The sequence below is a fragment of the Streptomyces sp. IBSBF 2435 genome, from assembly GCF_036815005.1.
Lineage (GTDB): Bacteria > Actinomycetota > Actinomycetes > Streptomycetales > Streptomycetaceae > Actinacidiphila.
On the sequence record NZ_JAJSYW010000205.1, the window covers coordinates 428 to 22,460 of the forward strand.

At 73.4% G+C, this 22,033-nt stretch carries 15 protein-coding genes and 1 pseudogene; 10 read left to right on the forward strand and 6 right to left on the reverse strand.

From position 1 onward, the window contains the following. Positions 1 to 1,337 (forward strand): protein phosphatase 2C domain-containing protein (locus V7E46_RS28835; protein ID WP_443054380.1); only part of this gene is annotated, 1,337 nt, incomplete at its 5' end. A gap of 60 nt (positions 1,338 to 1,397) precedes the next feature. Then, on the forward strand, positions 1,398 to 3,140 hold the full coding sequence (locus tag V7E46_RS28840) for a pyruvate dehydrogenase (RefSeq protein WP_333771177.1): 1,743 nt from the start codon (positions 1,398 to 1,400) through the stop codon (positions 3,138 to 3,140). 39 nt (positions 3,141 to 3,179) lie between these two features. On the opposite strand, the gene V7E46_RS28845 is transcribed toward V7E46_RS28840, so the two are convergent. Then, a complete protein-coding gene (locus V7E46_RS28845; protein WP_333771178.1) occupies positions 3,180 to 6,005 on the reverse strand; it encodes a fascin domain-containing protein in 2,826 nt (941 codons plus the stop codon). Positions 6,006 to 6,372: 367 nt separating this feature from the next. On the opposite strand from V7E46_RS28845, the gene V7E46_RS28850 reads away from it, so the two are divergent. Beyond that, complete coding sequence (locus V7E46_RS28850) at positions 6,373 to 6,741, forward strand: ATP-binding protein (protein WP_333771194.1); 369 nt, start codon at positions 6,373 to 6,375, stop codon at positions 6,739 to 6,741. Positions 6,742 to 6,876: 135 nt separating this feature from the next. On the opposite strand, the gene V7E46_RS28855 is transcribed toward V7E46_RS28850, so the two are convergent. After that, positions 6,877 to 7,950 carry a DUF2637 domain-containing protein gene (locus V7E46_RS28855; protein ID WP_333771180.1) on the reverse strand — a complete coding sequence of 358 codons (1,074 nt, stop codon included), beginning with the start codon at positions 7,948 to 7,950 and terminating at the stop codon, positions 6,877 to 6,879. 179 nt (positions 7,951 to 8,129) lie between these two features. Then, positions 8,130 to 8,948 (reverse strand): (2Fe-2S)-binding protein, encoded by an 819-nt coding sequence (locus V7E46_RS28860; RefSeq protein WP_333771181.1) that lies wholly within the window; start codon positions 8,946 to 8,948, stop codon positions 8,130 to 8,132. A gap of 141 nt (positions 8,949 to 9,089) precedes the next feature. On the opposite strand from V7E46_RS28860, the pseudogene V7E46_RS28865 reads away from it, so the two are divergent. Further along, positions 9,090 to 9,626 (forward strand): annotated as a pseudogene (locus V7E46_RS28865) (GntR family transcriptional regulator); the annotation flags it as partial. 641 nt (positions 9,627 to 10,267) lie between these two features. Here the strand turns inward: V7E46_RS28865 and V7E46_RS28870 are convergent. Both V7E46_RS28870 and V7E46_RS28875 read right to left on the reverse strand, forming a co-directional pair. Then, positions 10,268 to 10,969 carry a hypothetical protein gene (locus tag V7E46_RS28870; RefSeq protein WP_333771183.1) on the reverse strand — a complete coding sequence of 234 codons (702 nt, stop codon included), beginning with the start codon at positions 10,967 to 10,969 and terminating at the stop codon, positions 10,268 to 10,270. 215 nt (positions 10,970 to 11,184) lie between these two features. Next, positions 11,185 to 12,846, reverse strand: a complete 1,662-nt coding sequence (locus tag V7E46_RS28875; protein WP_333771184.1) for a PucR family transcriptional regulator — start codon at positions 12,844 to 12,846, stop codon at positions 11,185 to 11,187. 265 nt (positions 12,847 to 13,111) lie between these two features. On the opposite strand from V7E46_RS28875, the gene V7E46_RS28880 reads away from it, so the two are divergent. From V7E46_RS28880 to V7E46_RS28905, 6 genes are all read left to right on the forward strand, one after another. Then, on the forward strand, positions 13,112 to 13,999 hold the full coding sequence (locus V7E46_RS28880; protein WP_333771186.1) for an FAD binding domain-containing protein: 888 nt from the start codon (positions 13,112 to 13,114) through the stop codon (positions 13,997 to 13,999). Then, a complete protein-coding gene (locus V7E46_RS28885; RefSeq protein WP_333771187.1) occupies positions 13,990 to 14,466 on the forward strand; it encodes a (2Fe-2S)-binding protein in 477 nt (158 codons plus the stop codon). Before V7E46_RS28880 ends, V7E46_RS28885 begins: the two co-directional genes overlap by 10 nt. 5 nt (positions 14,467 to 14,471) lie before the next feature. Further along, complete coding sequence (locus tag V7E46_RS28890) at positions 14,472 to 16,853, forward strand: xanthine dehydrogenase family protein molybdopterin-binding subunit (protein WP_333771188.1); 2,382 nt, start codon at positions 14,472 to 14,474, stop codon at positions 16,851 to 16,853. Between the two features lie 124 nt (positions 16,854 to 16,977). After that, entirely contained in the window at positions 16,978 to 18,444 is a 1,467-nt protein-coding gene (locus tag V7E46_RS28895; RefSeq protein WP_333771189.1) for an NCS2 family permease, read from the forward strand. 34 nt (positions 18,445 to 18,478) lie between these two features. Further along, entirely contained in the window at positions 18,479 to 19,642 is a 1,164-nt protein-coding gene (locus V7E46_RS28900; RefSeq protein ID WP_333771190.1) for an XdhC family protein, read from the forward strand. 192 nt (positions 19,643 to 19,834) lie between these two features. Then, positions 19,835 to 20,929 carry a winged helix DNA-binding domain-containing protein gene (locus V7E46_RS28905; protein ID WP_333771191.1) on the forward strand — a complete coding sequence of 365 codons (1,095 nt, stop codon included), beginning with the start codon at positions 19,835 to 19,837 and terminating at the stop codon, positions 20,927 to 20,929. A 9-nt stretch (positions 20,930 to 20,938) separates the two neighbouring features. Here V7E46_RS28905 and V7E46_RS28910 read toward each other — a convergent pair whose 3' ends face one another. Next, positions 20,939 to 21,940, reverse strand: a complete 1,002-nt coding sequence (locus tag V7E46_RS28910; RefSeq protein WP_333771192.1) for a glycoside hydrolase family protein — start codon at positions 21,938 to 21,940, stop codon at positions 20,939 to 20,941. Positions 21,941 to 22,033: the final 93 nt, after the last annotated feature.

The following is a 22,033-nucleotide window of genomic DNA, read 5'->3' on the forward strand; positions in this document are numbered from 1 at the left end:
CGGCCGCGTCCGCGTGGCCTTTCGCTGAGTCCGGGCGGCAGCCCGCCGCCGGGGACCCCGAGCAGCCGCCGGTCGAGCAGGCGCCTGACGCTGGCGAGCCGTACGACTGGCAGGCCGATCCGGCTGGCGTTGCCCCGTCGCCTTTGGGGCCCGCAGCTGATGACGTCCCGGCCGCGTCCGCGTGGCCTTTCGCTGAGTCCGGGCGGCAGCCCGCCGCCGGGGAACCCGAGCAGCCGCCGGACCGCGCGAGCGGTGTCGTCGGGCCGTATGGCGGGCAGGGCGACGACCGGACTCCGCGTGTGCCGCCGGCGCTGCGGCCGGCGGTCGACGGGCTCGGTGTCCGGCCGGTCGCGGGTCAGGCGGCCGACCCGCAGTTGCCCGCTGTGCGCAATCCTGTGCAGTTGCCCGCCCAGCGGACCGTGTTCGGGGAAGGCGGCGTGCGGTGGGCGCCGGAGTTGCCGCCCGGGTGGGTGGCGGCTGCCGCCGAGGGGGAGCCGGCGGCTGAAGTGGTCGGAGGCGGGCCGCCCACGTACGCGCCCGAGCCGACCGCCTGGCCGGAGGCCGATCCTGACCGGCTCGACGGATTGGTGGCCGACACCGTGCTCGACGGGGCGCAGTACGGCGGCCTCACCGTGCGTACGGTCAGCGTGCGCGGCGATTCCGCGCGTTTCCGCGGGCAGCCGCGCAGGGACGCCTTGCTCACCGCCCGCTTCGGCACGGGCGACGACGCGCTGCTGATGGTCGCGATGGCCAGCGGCGCCCGCGCCGCCGACGACGCGCACCGGGCCGCGCAGGACGCGGTGCAGTGGATCGCCGGGGCGGTGGGCCGCAGCAGGGAGCGGCTGGCCGGCGACCTGCGGGCGGCCCGGCGCGGCTCGCTGAAATCGGGGCTGCACCGGCTGACCGACCGCTGTTACGGGCGGCTGCGCGCCCGCGGCGAGGACCTCGGCCTCGACGAGGGCACGTACACGGCGTCGCTGCGCTGTCTGCTGCTGCCGGCGGACCCGGCGTGCCCGGTCCGGCTGTTCTTCGGGGTCGGCGACGGCGGCCTGTTCCGTATCAGGTCGGGTGCCTGGCAGGACCTCGACCCGGCTCCCCAGGGGGCGGACGTCCCGTTCCGCTTCCGGGCGACCGTCGCCCAGCCGGGCGACGCGCTGCTGATGTGCAGCGCGGGCCTCGCGGAGCCGCTGCGCGGCGAGCCGGCGCTCGCCACCCATCTGGCCGAGCGGTGGGGCGGCGGCCGGGTGCCGGGCCTGCCGGCGTATCTGGCCGACACGCAGACCCGGGTCAAGGGGTACGCCGACGACCGTACGGCGGTGACCGTCTGGGACGCCTGACACCGCCCGCGGCGGCCCCGCGCGGATGCGCCCGCGCGGGGACCGTGGCGAGATGGGTACATGGCGAAGCAGACCGTGGCCGAGCAGTTCATCGACATCCTGGTGCGCGCGGGCGTGCAGCGGCTCTACGGGGTGGTGGGCGACAGCCTCAACCCGGTGGTGGACGCCGTCCGCCGTAACCGCTCGCTCGAATGGGTGCACGTCAGGCACGAGGAGACCGCGGCCTTCGCGGCGGGCGCCGAGGCCCAGCTGACCGGGCGGCTCGCCGCCTGCGCCGGGTCGTGCGGCCCGGGCAACCTGCATCTGATCAACGGCCTGTTCGACGCGCACCGCTCGATGGCCCCGGTGCTGGCGCTGGCCTCGCACATCCCCAGCAGCGAGATCGGCACCAGCTACTTCCAGGAGACGCACCCCGACCGGCTGTTCACCGAGTGCAGCCACTACAGCGAGCTGATCTCCAACGCCGACCAGATGCCTAGGGTGCTCCAGACCGCGATCCAGCACGCGGTGGGCCGCGGCGGGGTGTCGGTGATCAGCCTGCCGGGCGACATCGCCGCGCACCCGGCGCCGCGGCGCAGCATCGAGCACGCGCTGGTCACCCGGCGGCCGGCGGTCCGCCCCGGTGACAGCGAGATCGACGCGCTGGCCCGGCTGGTGGACGGCGCCCGCCGGGTCACGCTGTTCTGCGGCAGCGGCACGGCCGGCGCGCACGACGAGGTGATGGCCTTCGCCGAGCGGATCAAGTCGCCGGTGGGGCACGCGCTGCGCGGCAAGGAGTGGATCCAGTTCGACAACCCCTACGACGTCGGCATGAGCGGGCTGCTGGGCTACGGGGCCGCGTACGAGGCGATGCACGAGTGCGACCTGCTGCTCCTGCTGGGCACCGACTTCCCCTACAACGCCTTCCTGCCCGACGACGTGACCATCGTCCAGGTCGATGTGCGGCCGGAACACCTGGGCCGCCGCTCGAAGCTGGACCTCGCGGTGTGGGGCGACGTCGGCGAGACGTTGCGCTGCCTGACACCGAAGGTGCGGGAGAAGTCCGACCGGCGCTTCCTGGACCGGATGCTCAAGAAGCACAGCGACGCGCTGGAGGGCGTGGTCAAGGCCTACACCCGCAAGGTCGACAAGCACCGGCCGATCCATCCGGAGTACGTGGCCTCCGTGCTGGACGAGGAGGCCGCGGACGACGCGATCTTCACCGTCGACACCGGCATGTGCAATGTGTGGGCGGCCCGCTATCTGACGCCCAACGGCAGGCGCCGGGTGATCGGTTCCTTCTCCCACGGCTCGATGGCCAACGCGCTGCCGCAGGCGATCGGCGCCCAGTTCCTCGACCGGCGGCGCCAGGTGGTGTCGATGTCGGGGGACGGCGGATTCACCATGCTGATGGGCGACTTCCTCACCCTGGTGCAGTACGACCTGCCGGTGAAGGTGGTGTTGTTCAACAACTCCTCGCTCGGCATGGTCGAGCTGGAGATGATGGTCGAGGGCCTGCCCGCGTACGGCACCGCCAACCACAACCCGGATTTCGCGGCGGTGGCCCGAGCGGCGGGCGCGTACGGGGTGCGGGTGGAGAAGCCCAAGGAGCTGCGCGCCGCGCTCAGGGACGCCTTCCGGCACAAGGGTCCCGCGCTGGTGGACGTGGTCACCGACCCGCACGCGCTGTCCCTCCCGCCGAAGATCACCGGCGAGCAGGTCGGCGGGTTCGCGCTGTCGGTCGGCAAGGTGGTGCTGGACGGCGGGGTCGGCCGGATGGTGCAGATGGCCCGCTCCAACCTGCGCAATGTGCCGCGCCCGTAGGGTCGTTCACGGGCGCGGCACACTGCGTGGTCGTGGCGGTCAGCCGGTGATCAGGTCGAACTCCTCCCAGGCGCCGATCGAGGCGCGGTTGGCGATCAGTGCCGCGGCGCCGGCGTTCTCGGCGGTCACGTAGTTGTTGTTGATCCGCGCCTTGAGGCTGACGCTGCCGTCACCGTTGTGGATCAGCTGGAACTGCTCCCAGGTGCCGACCGAGTCGACCTTGGCCAGCAGGGGCGCGGCGCCGGCGTTGTCGGCGGTGACGTACTTGTTGTTGGCGTGGGCGCGCAGCGCGATGTAGCCGCCGCCCTGGTCGATCTCGTCGAACTGCTCCCACGGGCCGATCGCGGTGCGGTTGGCGATCAGCGGCGCCGCGCCCGCGTTGTCCGCCGTCACGTAGTCGCCGTTGGCATGGGCGCGCAGCGAGATCACCGTGCCGTTGCCGGGGTTGGTGCCGCCGCCGTCAAGTCCGATCTGGACGTTGCCCAGGTGCCGGGCCGCGGTCGCGGGGGAGCCGCCGACCTGCGCGTACGGCAGCGAGGAGGTCGGCGTCGCGGTCCGCTCCACCAGGTAGGACTGCCCTGAGGAGACCGGGACGTTGATGGTGCCCGCGGTGGTTGACGACACCACGACCGCGCCGGACGAGCCGTTGACGACCTGGATCGCCTGGCCGGGCCAGGGGTTGCGCACGCGCATGGTCTGCGACGACCCGGCCTGGATGGCGACCGTGACCGGGGTGCCGCCCTGCACCTGCACATCGACCTTGGTGTTGCCCTGCACCGACACCGTGCCGCTGACGTCCCAGCCGGCCGGCCAGGCGGGCGCGATCCGCAGCAGCCCGTCGTAGTCCTGCACCAGCGCCTCGTTCAGCGCGGTGGCGACGCCGGAGATCTGCTCGATGTAGCCCTGGGTGCCGACGGTGTTGCCGAGGTCGGCCAGGCCGTTGATGTAGACCTGGTGCCCCTGGGTGATGGACACCAGCTTGGCCGCGACCTCACTGGCGAGCCCGAGCCTGGCCGCGTCGATCGCGTCCATGCTCCAGTCGTTGCCGCCGGTCACCGCCCGGTGGTTGTACGACCGCACCGCGAGGTCCTTGAGCGGCCCCGGGTCGTCGGTGACCAGGTTGTACGGCCAGACCGGTTCGAGGTCGATGTTCTCGCTGTTCCTGATCTGCGCGGTCGGCTGGTACGAGTACGCGATGATGTCGTTGTTCGACGCGTCTGCCGACGGGGCCAGCACCTGGGTGCGGCCGTAGTCCGTGCGGGCCCACGGCGGTATCTGGCCCTGCGCGGTGGTCAGCTGGGAGATCAGCGAGGTGTCTCCGGTGTTCAGCAGCTGGGCCGCCTTGATCACCACCGGGAAGAGCGCCGCGTCCGCCGCCAGGTCGGTGGTCGGGTCCTGCACCGCCCACTGCGTCTCGTGCGCGTTGGCGACCGCGTGCAGCTTCCCGTCGGAGCCGACCTTCTGGTAGGCGAGCAGGAAGACCGCGGACTCCTTCATCAGCGGGTAGTACGTGCGCAGGAAGTTGAGGTCGCCGGTGTCCTGGTACTGCTGCCACACGTACAGGCTGATCTCGGCGCCCGATGTGATGTCCAGCGCGTTCCAGTTCGGGCTGCCCGGCTGGCTGCAGGCCGCGTTCGCACCGGGGTTGGGGTCGCCGCCGTTGCCGTTGAAGCGCATGACCTCGGGCACGCAGGCGCCGGGCAGGCCGCTCATCTGCTGCTTGGTCCAGGTCTCGATGGCGGCCAGGTTGTTCTGGTAGAGATTGAAGATCGGGATGTTGAGCGCGAAGTTGCCCGACGACATGTTGGCCGAGATCTGGGTGCGCAGATTCCACAGCCAGGTCGCGGACGGCGTCCAGTTCTGGTGGTCCTGGCCGAAGTTGAACATGTCGGCGACGCCCGCCTGGCTGCCCGGGATGGTGCCGCGCATCGAGGCGGCCTCCATGAACAGGTAGATGGTGCGCAGCGTCTCCATGTACTGGGCCTGGCCGTCGGCCGAATTGGCCTCAAGAGTTCCGCTGTTCGCCCAGTAGTTGGCCCACCAGGACTGCTGCGAGCCCAGCAGCGCAGACTCTGCGGCGGTCGCGTCGGAGCCGAGCAGCCCCGAGGCGGTGGTTCCCGCGTTGCCGCCGGTCCAGACCGGGGCGCCGGTGATCACCCGGAAGGAGCCGTCGGTGTTCGGCGTGAAGTTGACCTTCACCTGGGTGCTGTTGACCACCTGGGCCGACACATTGCGGCCGCCCGCGGACAGCGCGGCGAGCGAACCGAAGGTGCGGCCCGAACTGCCGGCCTCCTGGTTGTCCACCCAGGTCTCGGCGAGGGTGCCGATCGAACCCGACGCGGCGGCCTGCGGGCTGCGGCCCGACCACAGGCTGACCGTGGCGGACTGCGCCGCGTCGGGGTCGGCGCCGGTCACGTCGACGATCAGCTCGTCCTTGGTGGCCGACACCCAGGCCTTGAGCGACATGCCGCCGCCGGTCTCGGTGAGCACCCCGGTGTAGAGGTCGAGGCTGCCCTTGAAGTCGGCGGCCCCGGTGAGCTTGGACAGGCCCGGAATCTGCACCTGGCCGGGCGACTTGCGGCCCGGCAGGGTGTCGGAGCGGTTGAGCTGTGCGGTGAAGCCGCCGGCGGCCCAGGCGGCGACCCCGAGCGAGCCGTTGCCGAGCGGCAGCGACTGGGCGGCCTGGTTGTTGGGCGCGCCCAGCACGATGTCGGAGCGGCGGACCACGTTGGGGGTGTCCACGTGGTAACTGCCGTTCTGCCACGCGGTGGTCGCGGTCGCCGCCGAAGCGGTCGGCGCGACGGCGGGTACCAGAAGGCCGGCCGCGAGCAGCGCGGTCACGGCCACGGCGGATGGTCGGATCATTCGGCGTCGGCCGAACGCGTAATGCTGTCGGTTCACGGGCGGTCCCTCCCGAGGCAACAGGACTTATGACACAGGCGCAACATCCGAGAAACACAGGGGATGAATGCGCCACACAGTGGCGGCAAGGGAGGGGCGTGTCAAGGCTTCGAGGCGTCATACATCGGACCTATCAACGCCTGCGCGGCAATCGGCCATTCACCGTGCCGCAACGCGCGACGGCCGCCGCGGTCGCCGGGCTTTTCCATAGGACTGGACCAGGTGGCGATGGGCATGCCTTACACACAGGAGCCATCGGTCCGGACCAGATCGGGGGAGCGTCACGGACACCACGGGGAATCGCTTACGGTACGCGGTAGGGCGCGCCGATCTGCGCGCCGTCGCGGACACCCGCAGACGGCTGCGGGACCAGCTGCGGCAGTGGGGTGTGGCGGCACTCGCCGACACGGCCGAACTGCTGGCCACCGAGATCGTCACCAACGCGCTCCAGCACACCGGCGGCGGAGCGGTGCTCACCGCGACCCTCTCGCCGGGCCCCGCGCGGCGGCTGCGGGTCGAGGTGCACGACTCGCTCGGCAGGCGTCCGCCGCCGCGCCCGCCGGGCGGCATACGGCCGTCCGACGACGCCACCTCGGGCCGCGGGCTGCTGCTCGTCGAGGCGCTCGCCGACACCTGGGGCATCCAGGCGCGCGGGGCCGGCAAGATCGTGTGGTTCGAACTCATCCCCAGGGCGTCCTGAACCGCGCAGACAGGGCGCCGAGCGCGCCCGCGGCGGCGGGATTCGCCGCCCGGACGCCCGGTAGAACGCAGCGAGCCGCGTACGGGCGACCTGTGCCCGTACGCGGCTCCCCGCGGCTGTGACCGGAAGCGGCGGTCAGCCGAACTGCCGCTCCATCTCCTCCAGTTTCCGCTCCAGCGAGTCCAGCCGGGGCAGCGTCATGGTGTCGTCCTCGGCCGTCAGGTCGACGGCCGCGGCGCCTGCGGGTTGCGCCGTCTCCTCGCGTACCGGCTGGAGGGCGGGCCGTGCGCGTACCGGAAGTTCCGCGGACGGGTGGTTCGCCCCCGCACCTATGGCAGGCTCCGATGCGGCCTGACCGCCGCCTGCCGCGCTCGCCGCGGGCAGCTCCACCTGCCGGCCGCCCCTGCCGCCGCGCGGCCAGGGCCTGTTCTGCCGGTTCAGCGCCTTGATCTTGGCCCGCTCCAGCCGCTGGTGGTCGCGCTGCCGCAGCACATTGTGCTCGCGCTGCCGCTTGTCCTCGCGGACCTCCTCGACCGCCTCGTCCAGCGTCCGCACGCCTTCCAGCAGCATCAGCGACCAGGCCGCGAAGGTCTCCCGCGGCGCCCGCAGCCAGCGCACCATCCGGATCTGCGGCAGCGGACGCGGCACCAGGCCCTGCTCGCGCAGCGCCGCCCGGCGGGTCTGCTTGAGCGCGCGGTCGAAGAGCACCGCGGCCGACAGCGACATCCCCGCGAAGAACTGCGGCGCGCCCGCGTGGTCCACCCCGCGCGGCGCGTGCACCCAGTTGAACCAGGCCGCGGCGCCGGCGAACAGCCACACCAGCATGCGTGAGCCGAGCGCCGCGTCACCGTGGCTGGCCTCCCGCACAGCCAGCACGGAGCAGAACATGGCCGCCCCGTCCAGGCCGAACGGCACCAGGTACTCCCAGCCGCCGGTCAGATTCAGATTCTCCCGGCCGAAGCCGACCAGGCCGTGGAAGGACAGCGCGGCGGCCACGGCGGCGCAGCAGAAGAGCAGCACGTACGACGCGCTGCCGTAGATCGCCTCCTTGCGGCGGCGGCGTTCCTCACTGCGCTCCCACGAGTCGGCCTGTGCGCCGCCGCTTTCTGCGACGCGCGTACGGCGGCTGCGGAACACGACGGCACAGGCCGCGAGCACGACCAGGCCGACGATGCCCGAGAGCACCCAGTCCAGCGATATGTCTCTCATGTGCGTTTCCTAGTGTCGCTTCCGTCGCGCTCAAGCCGCGGGACGGCTTACGGCCGACATCTTTGCGAAGAGCGCGGGTGAGTGCAGACGTTATGGCACAGAAGTCCGCCCCAAGGAGGGGTTTTGCTCGAACTCGCGTACCAGAACAACTGAGTTGTGCGAGATCGTAGCGTGACCGGTCAGGCGGCCGTCGCGCGGCGCCTGTTTCGGTCCGATTCCGCACCCCGCGGGCAGGACCCGCAGGCGTCATCCGGGCTGACGGTGTAGAACAGACAGCATGTCAGACGGTCGCGCGTGCAGTCGCTCTCCTGCGCGCCCGGCATGCCCGGGATCTGCGGGGTGCCGCGGAAATGTGCGCCGCCGACGTAAGGTGCCGTGCCGCCCGGGAGCAGCGCCGTCAGATCGGCCACCGCGCGCTCCTCGCGGTCCATCAAGCAGCCGATGTGCCACAGGCCTTCGGCGATCTCGTCGGTCGCCATGCCCCACAGCGCGCGCGGGCCGCGCCGCAGCCGGGGCCTGAACGCGTCGAGCACCGGCGTCAGATGCTCGGCCAGCGCCGCCCGCAGCTCGTCGCGCAGCGCCGCCTCCGTGGGCAGGACGCGGGCGCCGGGCAGCGCGGCGGCCGGGTCGTCCGGCAGGCAGCCGAAGGAGCGGGTGCGTACGGTCATCCGGCCGGACTCGCGGTGGAAGGACACATCGCCCACCGGCAGCCGCGGCACCCTGCGGTGCAGGAACCACGGCACCGTGAAGAGCAGGCACGCCGGCCAGGCGTAACGGTGCAGGCCGAGCGTCGCGGCGACATCAGGCCGCGGCGGGCTGCCGTACTCGCGGACGATCTGCTCCGCGTCCCACCCGATGAACGCGTCCAGCACCGCGCCGCCCGCCGCCAGCTGCTGCGAGCCGATCCAGCCCGGGTCGGACCGCGGTTCGCCCTCGGTCACCCGCAGGTCGGGGAGGACGGCCGCGAGGCGGGCGTACGCAGGGCTGGTCACGGGCATGCGGGAACCGTCCAGACGGGGCCGGGGATCGCCGGGCGAGGTAAGCCTTACCTTAGCGCGTACGGGCTGGGTTTAAGCTCACCTCAGTACGCCGGGCGGGTGACTTCCCGGACCGGGACGACCACCGACAAGGATGAAGCGGTGCAGCAGCCGAGGGAACCGGGCGCGACCGCGCACGCCGGGTGGGCGCCGCTGCCCGTCCCGCGCCGGATGCCGGAACGGCTCTCGGTACGCGACCAGGTGCTCGACGAGCTGCGGGACGCGCTGCTCGCCGGTGAACTGCCGCCTGGCTCCGTCCACTCCGCACCCGTGCTCGCCGCGCGCTACGGGGTCTCCGCCACGCCCGTGCGCGAGGCGATGCAGCTGCTCGCCCGGGAGGGCGCGGTGGAGGTGCTGCCCAACCGCGGCTTCCGGGTGGCCTGCCACACCGAGCGCGATCTCGCCCAGATCGCCGAGGTGCGGATGCTGGTCGAGATCCCCGTGGTGCTGGCGCTGGCCCGGACGTTGCCGGGGGCGCGGTGGGAGGCGCTGCGACCGCTCGCCGCCGCGACGGTGGCCGCTGCCGCGGCCGGGGAACGGGCCGGTTACGCGGAGGCCGACCGGGCGTTTCACCGGGCGGTGCTCGGGCTCGCGGGGAATCCCCACATGGCCGCTGTCGCGGACGATCTGCACCGGCGGGGGGGGGGGGGGGGGGGGGGGGGGGGGGGGGGGGGGGGGGGGGGGGNCCCCCCCCCCCCCCCCCCCCCCCCCCCCCCCCCCCCCCCCCCCCCCCCCCCCCCCCCCCCCCCGTGCTCGGTGGGCGGCCCACCCTCCTTGCGCATGCGGCGCAGCACGACGAGCTGCTCACCGCCCTCGCGGGCGGTGCCCCCGCGGAGCACCTGCTCCGCGACCACCTCGCCTCCACGCCCTGACCTGCGGTCCGCTCCTCGCCCCGTGCCTTTCCGCCCGCGCTGCGTGGGGGGCTTGTCGCGCAGTTCCCCGCGCCCCTGGGGTGGTCCTGCCGTCTTCACACGACGGTGCGTCCTGGCTTGTGGCGCAGTTCCCCGCGCCCCTGCGGGGGTGCCCCTTGCGGTGGCGTTGCTTCTTTCCCGCCGGCGTGGCTGAGTGCGCGGTTCCCCGCGCCCCTGGAAAAGCTCGCTTGCCCTCTGCGGCAGGGACGAGCCCCGTAGGGGCGCGGGAACCGCGCGACAGGCCCCCGCGCAGCCGCAGGCAAGAGCGCACCGCGAGGGGCGCTCGCCGTAGGGGGTGGGGCCGGCCACGAGGGGGGCGCGGGCAGGGGTGGAACGCGAGGACCGGCCCCCACAGGCTCCCCGCAGGGGCTATGTGCTGAGGAGCGCCGTCAGGCGAGCCGCTTCCGCGCGGAGGGGCGCCGCCTCGTCGTCGGGGGAGACGTCGGCCAGCGCGAGAAGAGCCGGCGCCGTGCCCACGAGGTGGCCGAGCGAGACCCGCAGCCGCAGCGACTCCGCGAAGCCGTGCCTGGCCTCGGCGAGATCGCCGTCGGCGGCGGCGAGCCCGGCCAGGTGCCGCCACGTGAAGGACGTGAGGAAGGCGTCGCCATGTGCCACGGCACCGGCGTGCGCACGCCGGTACGCCGCCCGGGCCGCCGCGGGATTCTCCGCGATGTTCTCGGCGACGAGCCCGCGCCGGAAGTCCAGCAGGGGCCGCCCGGGCGAGCCCGGGGACAGCAGCGCGGCGCTGCGGCCGAAGGCCGACCGCGCCTCGTCGGCGCGGTCACGCCCGGAGTGCAGCGTCACCCCGTAGGCGAGGTAGCCGCGCTCCGATGCCGCGGCCCCGCGCTGCTCGTCGGTGCCCGCCAGCGCCTCGGCGACCCGCAGTGCGTCCTCTGCCTCGGCCCAGCCGGCGAGGTGGTAGAAGCAGGCCTCGACAAGGATCTCCGCCCGACGCATCGCGGCTCCCGGGTCGTCGGCGCAGTACGGCGCCAGCAGCGCCGCCGCTTCCGCCCAGCAGCCGCGGGCCCGCAGCCGCCAGACGTCCGGTACTCCGAGCACAGATTCCGACAAGGCGGTTTCCGCCACAGCTTCTCCCCCAAGCGCGTCGTCGAGCCAGTGCGAGCAGTGCGTGCCGTGCAGATGTGAAGGCGTGCGGACGGATCGGGCGGGCCGGTAGCGGGTTCATGTGTCCGGCAGTTGTCCGCGTGCCTGCCGGTGGCGGAAGTTCAACATGCGGCGGGGCCTCCCGCCAAGAGGCGGGAGATCACATCTTGTGAACGGGATCACTAACTCATCCGCAGCGCCAGGAAGAAGTCCAGCTTGTCCTCGAGTCGGGCCAGGTCACGGCCGGTCAGCTGCTCGATCCTGGAGATCCGGTACCGCAGGGTGTTGACATGCAGATGCAGCCGGCTCGCGCACCGGGTCCAGGAGCCGTCGCAGTCGAGGAAGGCTTCGAGGGTCGGGATGAGTTCCGAGCGGTGCCTGCGGTCGTAGGCGCGCAGCGGGTCCAGCAGCCGGGCGGTGAAGGCGCGGCGGACGTCGTCGGGCACGAAGGGCAGCAGCAGGACGTGCGAGGCCAGTTCCTCGTGGCCCGCCACGCACACCCGGCCGTTGCGGGCCGCGGCGACCCGGCGGGCGTGCCTGGCCTCCTCCAGGGCGCCGCGCAGGCCCTCGGGGGAGTGAACGGCGGCGCTGACGCCCACCGTCAGCCGGCCGTCGTCGCCGAGGCCGCGGGCCAGCGGTCCGCGCAGCAGCCCGAGCAGCGCCTCGGCGTGCAGCGGCTCGGGGGCGGCGCCGGTCTGGCCCTGGGCGGGGGCGCCGCCGATCAGCGGGACCAGCGCCATCGCCTTGCCCTCGGCGTGCGCGACGGCGATCCGGTCGGCCGCGTCGGGCCCCTGCGCGGCCGGGTCGGCCAGCACCTCTTCGAGCAGCGCCTGCGCGACAGGTCCCTCGGGTACCTCGCCGCCGGCCCAGTCCACCTTGGCGACCACGATCTGCCAGTACGGGTCGCCGCCGGCGCCCGGCACCAGGACGGGGGCGGCGGCGCGGAGCCGCGCCCCGACCTCGGCGGGCGCGGCGCCGCCTCTGACCAGGTCGAAGACTTCGCCCGCCAGGCGCCGCCTGACCGCGCGGGCGGCGTCCCGCCGGTCGCGTTCGACGGCGATCAGCTGGGTGACGCCCCGCAGCAGGTCCAGGCGTTCTGCCGGCCATTCCCCGGCGTCCGCCTCGACGGCCAGGAACCAGTCGGACAGCACCCGCGAGCGTACGTCGGCGGTGCCGGCGCCCGCGCGTACCGGGAACAGCGAGTACGTACGCCCCTGCACCGCGATCCGGTGCGGGCCGCGGCGGCCGGTGCGGGTCGCGGCCTGCTGGGCGCCGGCCAGCTCCGCGCGGACCGGCGCGGGCAGCGGGTGGCCCGCAGCGCCGATCTCCCGGCCGGTGGACGACAGCACCCAGGCCCGCAGGTCCAGGTCGCTGCCGAGCAGGTCGAGCACGGCGCCGGGGCCGCCGCCCGCGGGACCCGAGGACATCAGCCGGCGGTGGCGTTCGACGACCGCCGCCAGGTCGCCGGCCCGTTCGCCGGAGACCTGCCGGACGACGTATTCGGTGATGGTCGCGAAGGCGACCCGCTCGTCCACCGCGAACAGCGGCAGCCGGTGCCGGGCGCAGGCCTCCACCAGGTCGTCCGGGATCGAGCCCAGCTCCGCGTCGCCCGCCGCGAGACCGGCGACACCCGCGCCGGCCAGCAGGCGGACGAAGGCGTCGCTGTCCACTGCGGAGCGCCGCCAGGCCAGCCCGGTCAGCACCAGTTCGCCGCCGGTGAGATAGCGGCTGGGGTCCCGCAGGTCCGTGGTCATCACACCGCGGACGGTGCGGTCCAGCTCCGCTTCGCCGCCCAGCAGCCGCAGGCCGAGAGCTTCGGTGTCGAGGAGCGCGCGCAGCCGCATCGTGGTCGCCTTGTCCTTCGTGGCATCGCCGGTTCGTCGCCTGGCCGGCGTCGTACGTGGCCGGTGGGAAGCCGTGAGGTTTCCCGACGGTCTCTTTCAGAGGAATCTACAAGACCCGGCCCGTGGCCAGCCAAGCCCTTCATGGTTTCGGTGACTGCACCCGAACGGCCCACCGGCCGTGTACTGGGCTCACGCAGCGTGTACAGGACATGAACAGCCCCGGTCGTACTCCCGCTCGTTTCCCGGATTCCGAGAAGAGACACCCATGGATTTCCTGCGCCCCGCCACATGGCAGGAGGCGCTCGCCGCCAAGGCGGAGCACCCCTCGGCCGTGCCCATCGCGGGCGGCACCGACGTGATGGTCGAGATCAACTTCGACCACCGCAGGCCGCAGCACCTGCTGGACCTCACCCGCATCGGCGAGCTGGAGCAGTGGGAGACCGGCGCCGACACCGTACGGCTGGGCGCCTCGGTCCCGTACTCGCGGATCATGGCGGGCCTGCGCGCCGAACTGCCCGGGCTGGCGCTGGCCAGCCACACCGTGGCCTCCCCGCAGATCCGCAACCGCGGCGGCGTCGGCGGCAACCTCGGCACCGCCTCGCCGGCCGGCGACGCCCATCCCGCGCTGCTCGCGGGCGGCGGCGCGGTCGAGGCGGAGTCGGTGCGCGGCAGCCGGCTGATCCCGATCGACGACTTCTACACCGGGGTCAAGCGCAACGCGCTGGCGCCCGACGAGCTGATCAGGGCCGTGCATCTGAAGAAGGCGACCGGGCCGCAGCAATTCTCCAAGGTCGGCACCCGCAACGCCATGGTGATCGCGGTGTGCGCCTTCGGACTCGCGCTGCACCCCGACACCCGTACGGTCCGCACCGGGATCGGCTCGGCCGCGCCCACGCCGATCCGGGCGAAAGCCGCGGAGGAATTCCTTGCCGCGGCGCTGGAGGAGGGCGGCCTGTGGGACAACGGCAGGCCCGTACCGCCCGCGGTGGCACGGCAGTTCGCCGTCCTGGCGGCGGGCGCCGCCAACCCGATCGACGACGTGCGCGGCACCGCCTCCTACCGGCGGCACGCGCTGGGCGTGATGGCCCGCAGGACGCTGGGCTGGACATGGGAGCAGTACCGCGGCAGGAAGGGGACCACATCATGCGCGTGACCTTCACCGTCAACGGCCGGCCGCAGGAGGCCGACGACGTATGGGAGGGCGAGAGCCTGCTGTACGTACTGCGGGAGCGGATGGGGCTGCCGGGCTCCAAGAACGCCTGTGAGCAGGGCGAGTGCGGCTCGTGCACGGTACGCCTCGACGGTGTGCCGGTGTGCTCGTGCCTGGTCGCCGCCGGGCAGGTGCAGGACCGGCGGGTCGACACCGTCGAGGGCCTGGCCGGCGAGGACGGCGAACTCTCCGTCGTCCAGCAGGCGTTCGTGGACGCCGGCGCCGTCCAGTGCGGCTTCTGCACCCCGGGGCTGCTGGTCGCCGCCGACGAACTGCTCGAACGCCGTCCGTCGCCCAGCGACGGCGACATCCGCGAGGCGCTGTCCGGCAATCTGTGCCGCTGTACCGGCTACGAGAAGATCCTCGACGCGGTACGCCTAGCGGCCGCACGTACCGGACAGGCGGTGTGAGCGCGATGGGCATCACCCGGACCCCCACCAGCCTCACCCAGTCCAGCGCCGCCAAAGGCGGCATCGGCGAGTCCACGCTGCGTCCCGACGGCGTGCTGAAGGTCACCGGCGAGTTCGCGTACTCCTCGGACCTGTGGCACGAGGACATGCTGTGGGGCCACACGCTGCGCAGCACCGTCGCGCACGCGGCCATCGTGTCCATCGACACCGGCGAGGCGCTGGCCACCCCCGGTGTCCACGCCGTGCTGACCTACGACGACCTGCCCACCGAGGTCAGGCACTACGGCCTGGAGATCCAGGACACCCCGGTGCTCGCGCACGGCAAGGTCCGCCACCACGGCGAGCCGGTCGCGCTGGTCGCCGCCGACCACCCGGAGACCGCCCGCAGGGCCGCCGCCAAGATCCGCGTCGAATACGCGGCGCTGCCCGTCATCACCGACGAGGCCTCGGCGACCGCGCGGGACGCGGTCCTGGTGCACGAGGGCCGCGAGGACCACCACATCGGCCATGTCCCGCACCCCAACATCGTCCACCGCCAGCCGATCGTCCGCGGCGACGCGGCGCGGGCCGCAGCGCGCGCCGATGTGGTCGTCAGCGGCAGTTACGACTTCGGCATGCAGGACCAGGCCTTTCTCGGCCCCGAGTCCGGGCTCGCGGTGCCCGCGGAGGACGGCGGCGTCGACCTCTACGTGGCGACCCAGTGGCTGCACTCCGACCTGCGGCAGATCGCCCCGGTGCTCGGCCTGCCCGAGCGGAAGGTCCGTATGACGCTGTCCGGCGTCGGCGGCGCCTTCGGCGGCCGGGAGGACCTGTCGATGCAGATCCACGGCTGTCTGCTGGCGCTGCGCACCGGCAGACCGGTCAAGATCGTCTACAACCGCTTCGAGTCCTTCTTCGGCCATGTCCACCGCCACCCGGCGAAGCTCTGGTACGAGCACGGCGCTACCCGCGACGGCAGGCTGACCCATCTGCGCTGCCGCATCGTGCTGGACGGCGGCGCCTACGCCTCCGCCTCGCCCGCCGTGGTCGGCAACGCCGCCTCGCTCGCGGTCGGCCCGTACGTGGTGGACGACGTCGACATCGAGGCGCTGGCCCTCTACACCAACAACCCGCCCTGCGGGGCGATGCGCGGCTTCGGCGCGGTCCAGGCATGCTTCGCCTACGAGGCCCAGATGGACAAGGTCGCCGCGGAACTGGGCATGGACCCGGTGGAATTCCGGCGGGTCAACGCCATGGAGCAGGGCGCGATCATGCCCACGGGACAGGTCGTGGACTCGCCCGCGCCGGTCGCCGAGCTGCTGCGCAGGGTCAAGGCCCGCCCGCTGCCGCCGGAGCGCCAGTGGGAGACCACCGAGGGCGCCGACGTCCGCGCACTGCCCGGCGGCCTGTCCAACACCACCCACGGCGAGGGCGTCGTGCGGGGCGTCGGCTACGCGGTCGGCATCAAGAACGTCGGCTTCTCCGAGGGCTTCGACGACTACTCCACCGCCCGGGTGCGGATACAGGTCATCAACGGCGAGGCCGTCGCGACCGTGCACACCGCGATGGCCGAGGTCGGCCAGGGCGGTGTCACCGTGCACGCGCAGATCGCCCGCAGCGAGCTGGGCGTCACCCAGGTCACCATCCAGCCCGCCGACACCCGGGTCGGGTCGGCCGGCTCCACCTCCGCCTCCCGGCAGACGTACATGACCGGCGGCGCGGTCAAGAACACCTGCGAGGCCGTCCGGGAGAAGGTGCTCGACCTCGGCCGCCGCAGATTCGGCAGCCACCACCCCGCCTGGGCCACCGCGGAACTGCTGCTCGAAGGCGGCAAGGTCGTCACCGACGCCGGTGAGGCGCTGGCCGACATCGCCGACGTCCTGGAGGACGACGTGGTCGACCTGGAGCTGGAGTTCAGGCACCGGCCCACCCAGGCCTTCGACCTGCGCACCGGCCAGGGCAACGGCCATGTGCAGTACAGCTTCGCCGCCCATCGCGCGGTCGTCGAGGTGGACACCGAACTGGGCCTGGTCAAGGTGGTCGAACTGGCCTGCGCCCAGGACGTCGGCAAGGCGCTCAACCCGCTGTCGGTGGTCGGCCAGATCCAGGGCGGCACCACCCAGGGCCTCGGGGTCGCGGTGATGGAGGAGATCGTCGTCGACCCGAGGACCGCCCTGGTGCGCAACCCGTCCTTCACCGACTACCTGATCCCCACGATCCTCGACACGCCGACCATCCCGGTCGACGTGCTCGAACTCGCCGACGAGCACGCCCCCTACGGGCTGCGCGGTGTCGGCGAGGCACCGACCCTGTCGTCCACACCGGCGGTCCTCGCGGCCATCCGGCAGGCGACAGGGCTGGAGCTGAACAGGACCCCGGTCAGGCCGGAACACCTGACCGGAGCATAGGCGCGTCAGCGCAAGGCAACAGTTCGCCTCGGGCCGTCCCCCGGGTCGTGCAGGCCACGCAGATCCCAAATCCCGTCCGCGCCCGGCGGACCGGGTGCCCCTGTGAACCTTGGGAGTTGGCATCATGACCCAGACACCAGTGGAGCCGCGCACCACTGCGGACGACGCGGGCCCCGGCTCGCGGGCGCCCGCCGGACGATCCTGGCTCGACCGGTACTTCCACATCTCGGAAAGAGGCTCCTCGATCCCCCGCGAAGTCCGCGGCGGCCTCACGACCTTCATGGCGATGTGCTACATCCTGCTGCTCAACCCGCTGCTGCTGTCGGGACCCGACGCCGGCGGCCACCGGCTCGGCCACGCCGCACTGATCACCGCGACCGCGCTGGCCGCCGCGGTCTCCACGCTGCTGATGGGCTTCTTCGGCAAGGTGCCGCTCGCGCTCGCCGCCGGGCTCAGCGTCGCCGGGGTGATCTCCACGCAGGTGGCGCCCAGCATGACCTGGCCGCAGGCCATGGGCATGTGCGTGATCTACGGCGGGGTGATCGTGCTGCTGGTGGTCACCGGGCTGCGCGAGATCGTGATGAACGCGATACCGCTGGCGCTCAAGCACGGCATCACCATCGGCATCGGTCTTTTCATCGCGATGATCGGCCTGGTCAACGCCGGATTCGTCGGCAAGGGCGACCCGCACGGCAGCGCGCCGGTCACCCTGGGCACGAACGGCCGGCTGGCGGGCTGGCCGGTGCTGCTGTTCTGCGTCACGCTGCTGCTGATCTTCATGCTCCAGGCCAGGGCGGTGCCGGGCGCGATCCTGATCGGCATCGTCAGCGGCACGGTGCTCGCCGTGGTCGTCAACGCGGTCGGCGACCTCAGCCCGGCCACCTGGGGCGGCAACGCCCCCGAGCTGCGCGGCAGCGCGGTGTCCGCACCGGACTTCGGGCTCTTCGGGCACGTCGAGTTCGGCGGCTGGGGCTCGATCGGCGGCATGACGGTCGGGGTGATCGTCTTCACCCTGGTGCTCGCCGGGTTCTTCGACGCGATGGCCACCATCATCGGCGTCGGCACCGAGGCCGGACTCGCCGACGACCGCGGCCGGATGCCCGGCCTGTCCAAGGCGCTGTTCATCGACGGCGCGGGCGGGGCGATCGGCGGGGTCGCGGGGGCGTCGGGGCAGACCGTCTTCATCGAGTCCGCGACCGGCGTCGGCGAAGGCGCCAGGACCGGGCTGTCGTCGGTGGTGACCGGGCTGCTGTTCGCGCTCGGGCTGTTCTTCACCCCGCTGGCGCAGATCGTGCCCGGCCAGGTCGCCGCGGCGGCGCTGGTGGTGATCGGCGCGATGATGATGGGCAACGCCCGGCACGTCGACTGGTCGGACCGCGCCGTGTCGGTGCCGGTCTTCATGACCGTCGCCCTGATGCCCTTCACCTACTCCATCACGGCGGGAGTCGGCGCCGGCGTGGTGTCGTACACCGCGATCAGGGCCGCGCAGGGCAAGTGGCGCGAGCCCGGGGTCTTCATGTGGATACTCGCCGCCGTCTTCACCGTCTATTTCGCCCTGCACCCCATCGAGGGCTGGCTCGGGGTCAAGTGACCGCCGCGCCGGGGAAGCCGAGGAGCTGAGCACCATGCTGGACATCGCTGACGACCTGCACCGCTGGTGCGCCCAGGGCCGGCCGTTCGCCGTCGCGACCGTGGTCGCCACCGGCGGCAGCGCCCCGCGCCGGCCCGGCGCGGCGCTGGCCGTCGACGCGGACGGCGCCGCCGTCGGCAGCGTGTCCGGCGGGTGCGTCGAGGGCGCGGTCTACGAGCTGTGCCAGGAGGTGCTGGCCGCCGGCGACGCCGCGCGGCCGGTGCTCCAGCACTTCGGCTACTCCGACGCGGACGCCTTCGCGGTCGGCCTGACCTGCGGCGGCGAGATCGACATCCTCGTCCAGCGGATCGACCCGGCCGCCCGGCCCGAGATCGCCGCCGCCCTGGCCGCCGCCGCCTCCGGTGAGGCGGCGGCGGTCGCCCGGATCACCGCGGGCCCGGCCGAACTCCTCGGCAGGGCGCTGCTGGTACGGCCCGACGGGTCCCACGAGGGCACCCTCGGCGACCCGGTGCGGGACGCCGCCGCCGCCGCCGAGGCCCGCGCCCTGCTCGCCGCCGGCCGCACCGCGGGCACCGGGATCGGCGCCGACGGCAGCCGCTGCGGCGAACCGCTGACGCTGCTGGTCGAGTCGAGCGTGCCGGCGCCGCGGATGCTGGTCTTCGGCGCGATCGACTTCGCCGCGGCCCTGGTGCGCACCGGCGCCTTCCTCGGCTACCGGGTGACCCTCTGCGACGCCCGCCCGGTCTTCGCCACCCCGCGCCGCTTCCCCGAGGCCGACGAGGTCGTCGTCGACTGGCCGCACCGCTACCTCGACGCCGAGGCGGACGCCGGGCGGCTCGACGCCCGTACGGTGGTGTGCGTCCTGACCCATGACGCGAAGTTCGACGTCCCGCTGCTGGAGCGGGCGCTGCGGATGCCGCTGGCCTACGTCGGCGCCATGGGCTCCCGGCGCACCCATCTGGACCGGCTGGGCCGGCTGCGCGACGTCGGCCTGACCGAACTCGACCTGGCCCGCCTGCACTCCCCGATCGGGCTCGACCTGGGCGCCCGCACCCCGGAGGAGACGGCGCTGTCCATCGCCGCCGAGATCGTCGCGCACCGCAACGGCGGCACCGGCGCGCCGCTGACCGGCGCCCACACCCCGATCCACCGCGACCAGAGCCCCCCGGTGCGCCGCTTCGGCTCCCCGGCCGCCTGACCGCGGCTCAGCGCTCCTCGCGCGGCTCCCGGGCCACCGCCGGCCCGCCGCCGCGCGGGAATCCCTGCCGCTGGATCCGCCACCACCGGCTCGTGTCGTCCCCGCCGGGCCTGCCGCGCCCCGGCTGCGACATCCGCCGCGGCCCTCCCCTTGCGGACCGGAACTGTCCGCATCGCGCCCTACGGTGGGACCATGGTCAATCAGCCGCTGGCACTGCGCACCCTCAACCGCACTCTGCTCGACCGGCAACTCCTGCTGGAGCGGGCCGACATGGGTGCCGAGGCCGCCGTCGCCCACCTGCTGGGCCTCCAGTCGCAGACGCCCACCTCCCCTTACCCCGGGCTGTGGACCCGGCTGGCCGGCTTCGACTTCGCCGATCTCGGCCGGCTGCTCACCGAGCGCCGGGCCGTCCGGGTGGTGCTGATGCGCAACACCGTGCATCTGGTGACGGCGGCGGACGCGCTGCGGTTGCGGCACTGGCTCGGCCCGCTGCTGGAGCGGGCCTTCCGCGGCTCCCAGTGGGCCCGCGGAGCCGCGGGCGCGGAGCCGGCCGCGGTGATCGCCCACGGGCGCGCGCTGTTGCGCGAACAGCCGCGCACACCGGCCGAGTTGCGTACCGAATTCGCCGCCCGCTTCCCCGGCGCCGACCCGGCGTCGCTGGTCAACGCGCTGCGCTCGTGGGTGCCGCTGGTACAGCTTCCGCCGCGCGGGGTGTGGGGCGCGGGCCGGCCGCCGGTGTACGGCCTGCTGGAGGACTGGCTCGGCCAGCCGCTCACCGCCCCCGACCCGGCGGACCTGGTCCGCCGCTACCTGGCGGCCTTCGGCCCTGCCACTCCCGCCGACATGCAGAAGTGGTGCGGCCTGACCGGCCTGAAGGCCGTCTTCGCCGGCATGGACCTGCGCGCCTGCACCGCCGAGGACGGCCGGGTGCTGTACGACCTGCCGGACGCCGTACTCACCGACCCTTCGGTGCCGGTGACCGCGCGCTTCGTCGGCGACTTCGACAACCTCGTGCTGTCGCACGCCGACCGCACCCGGATCGTGCCGGAGGCCTTCCGCTCCCGGGTGATGACGGTCAACGGCATCGTGCGCGGCGTCATCCTGGTCGACGGATTCGCCGGCGGGACCTGGCGGTTCGACCGGGCCAAGGGCGCGGCGGCCGTCGCCGTCACGCACTTCGCCCCGCTGAGCGCCGCCGACCGGGCGGCGCTCACCGCCGAGGGCCTGCGGCTGCTCGCCGCCGCCGACCCGGGCGCCGCGCACGGCGTGACCTTCACGGCGGGCTGACCCGCGGTGTCAGCGCGCCGCCTCGAAGGCCCGCCCGGCGGGCGTCTCCACCGCGCCGCTGCGGAAGAGGCCGCTGCTCGGCTTGCTGTCGTCGGCGCCCAGCCCGAACCAGGCGTACCGCTGCAGATACGGCAGCCCGTCCAGCATCCTGGCCGCCGCCGTGACGAAGGCCGCCTGCTGCTGGTCGGTCGGGAAACGGGTGCCGTGGGAGAAGTCGATCAGCGCGAACTCGGTGAGCCAGATCGGCTTGTGGTACCGGTTGTACACCGCCTGGAGGTACGACTTGAGCTGCGCCACCGCGTCGGGGGTGGTGAAGTCGCCGCCGTACCAGTGCAGGGCGATGAAGTCGACCCGGTAGCCCTTCGTCCTCGCCCCCGACATGAAGCGGTCCAGCCAGCCGCCCGCCGTATCGCCGCCGTAGGCGACCGCGGGGCTGCCCAGCACCTTGCCGGCGGACTCCAGCTTCGGCCACAGCGACAGCGCCTGGTCCACGGTCATGTTCGACTGGGCCGACATGTCGGGCTCGTTGAAGCCCAGCAGATACGGCCCCGCCTTCTTCGCCTGCGCCAGCGCGCTCGCGTCGGCGCTCGCCCCGCCCCAGATCATCGGTACGAAGCCGGGGCCGCTGACCCCGCTGTGGCTGGTCGACCAGGTGTAATACCAACCCGCACCGGACTTGTCGAGCGCGGAGTCCACCCCGCTGAAGCTCCACACCCCCACTCCCTTGCGGGCGGAGGACGCCGGCGGTGCGGGCGGCGGTGCCTTGACGGGCGCGTGGGTCGCGGGCGGCCTGCCGCTCGCGGGAGTTGCCGGCCGGGGCCTGGTGGTCGACGGGCTCGGCGCGGCGGTGGTGGCCGGCGGCGTGGTGGCCGCGGCGCCGGTGGCGACGGCGGACGGCGACGCGACGGTGTCCGCGGCCGGTTCGCCGTCCTGGGCGCCGGCCGTCAGGTGCACCGCGAGCAGCGCGCCCGCCGCGACCGCGGCGACGGTGCCGACCGCGGCGCCGGTCACCCCCGCCGGTCCGTGCAGCAGCCGCGGCCTGGCCCGTGAGCCATGCCGCGCACCGCTCCGCCGTGGGGGTGAGTGCGGAGCGGTGCGCGGCAT

Coding starts and splice junctions, on each gene's coding strand:
- V7E46_RS28860 (WP_333771181.1), bottom strand. CDS start 8,948: ATGCCCGTGACCAGCCCTGCGTACGCCCGCCTCGCGGCCGTCCTCCCC.
- V7E46_RS28855 (WP_333771180.1), bottom strand. CDS start 7,950: ATGAGAGACATATCGCTGGACTGGGTGCTCTCGGGCATCGTCGGCCTG.
- V7E46_RS28900 (WP_333771190.1), top strand. CDS start 18,479: ATGCTGGACATCGCTGACGACCTGCACCGCTGGTGCGCCCAGGGCCGG.
- V7E46_RS28905 (WP_333771191.1), top strand. CDS start 19,835: ATGGTCAATCAGCCGCTGGCACTGCGCACCCTCAACCGCACTCTGCTC.
- V7E46_RS28880 (WP_333771186.1), top strand. CDS start 13,112: ATGGATTTCCTGCGCCCCGCCACATGGCAGGAGGCGCTCGCCGCCAAG.
- V7E46_RS28895 (WP_333771189.1), top strand. CDS start 16,978: ATGACCCAGACACCAGTGGAGCCGCGCACCACTGCGGACGACGCGGGC.
- V7E46_RS28885 (WP_333771187.1), top strand. CDS start 13,990: ATGCGCGTGACCTTCACCGTCAACGGCCGGCCGCAGGAGGCCGACGAC.
- V7E46_RS28840 (WP_333771177.1), top strand. CDS start 1,398: ATGGCGAAGCAGACCGTGGCCGAGCAGTTCATCGACATCCTGGTGCGC.
- V7E46_RS28875 (WP_333771184.1), bottom strand. CDS start 12,846: ATGCGGCTGCGCGCGCTCCTCGACACCGAAGCTCTCGGCCTGCGGCTG.
- V7E46_RS28890 (WP_333771188.1), top strand. CDS start 14,472: ATGGGCATCACCCGGACCCCCACCAGCCTCACCCAGTCCAGCGCCGCC.
- V7E46_RS28845 (WP_333771178.1), bottom strand. CDS start 6,005: ATGATCCGACCATCCGCCGTGGCCGTGACCGCGCTGCTCGCGGCCGGC.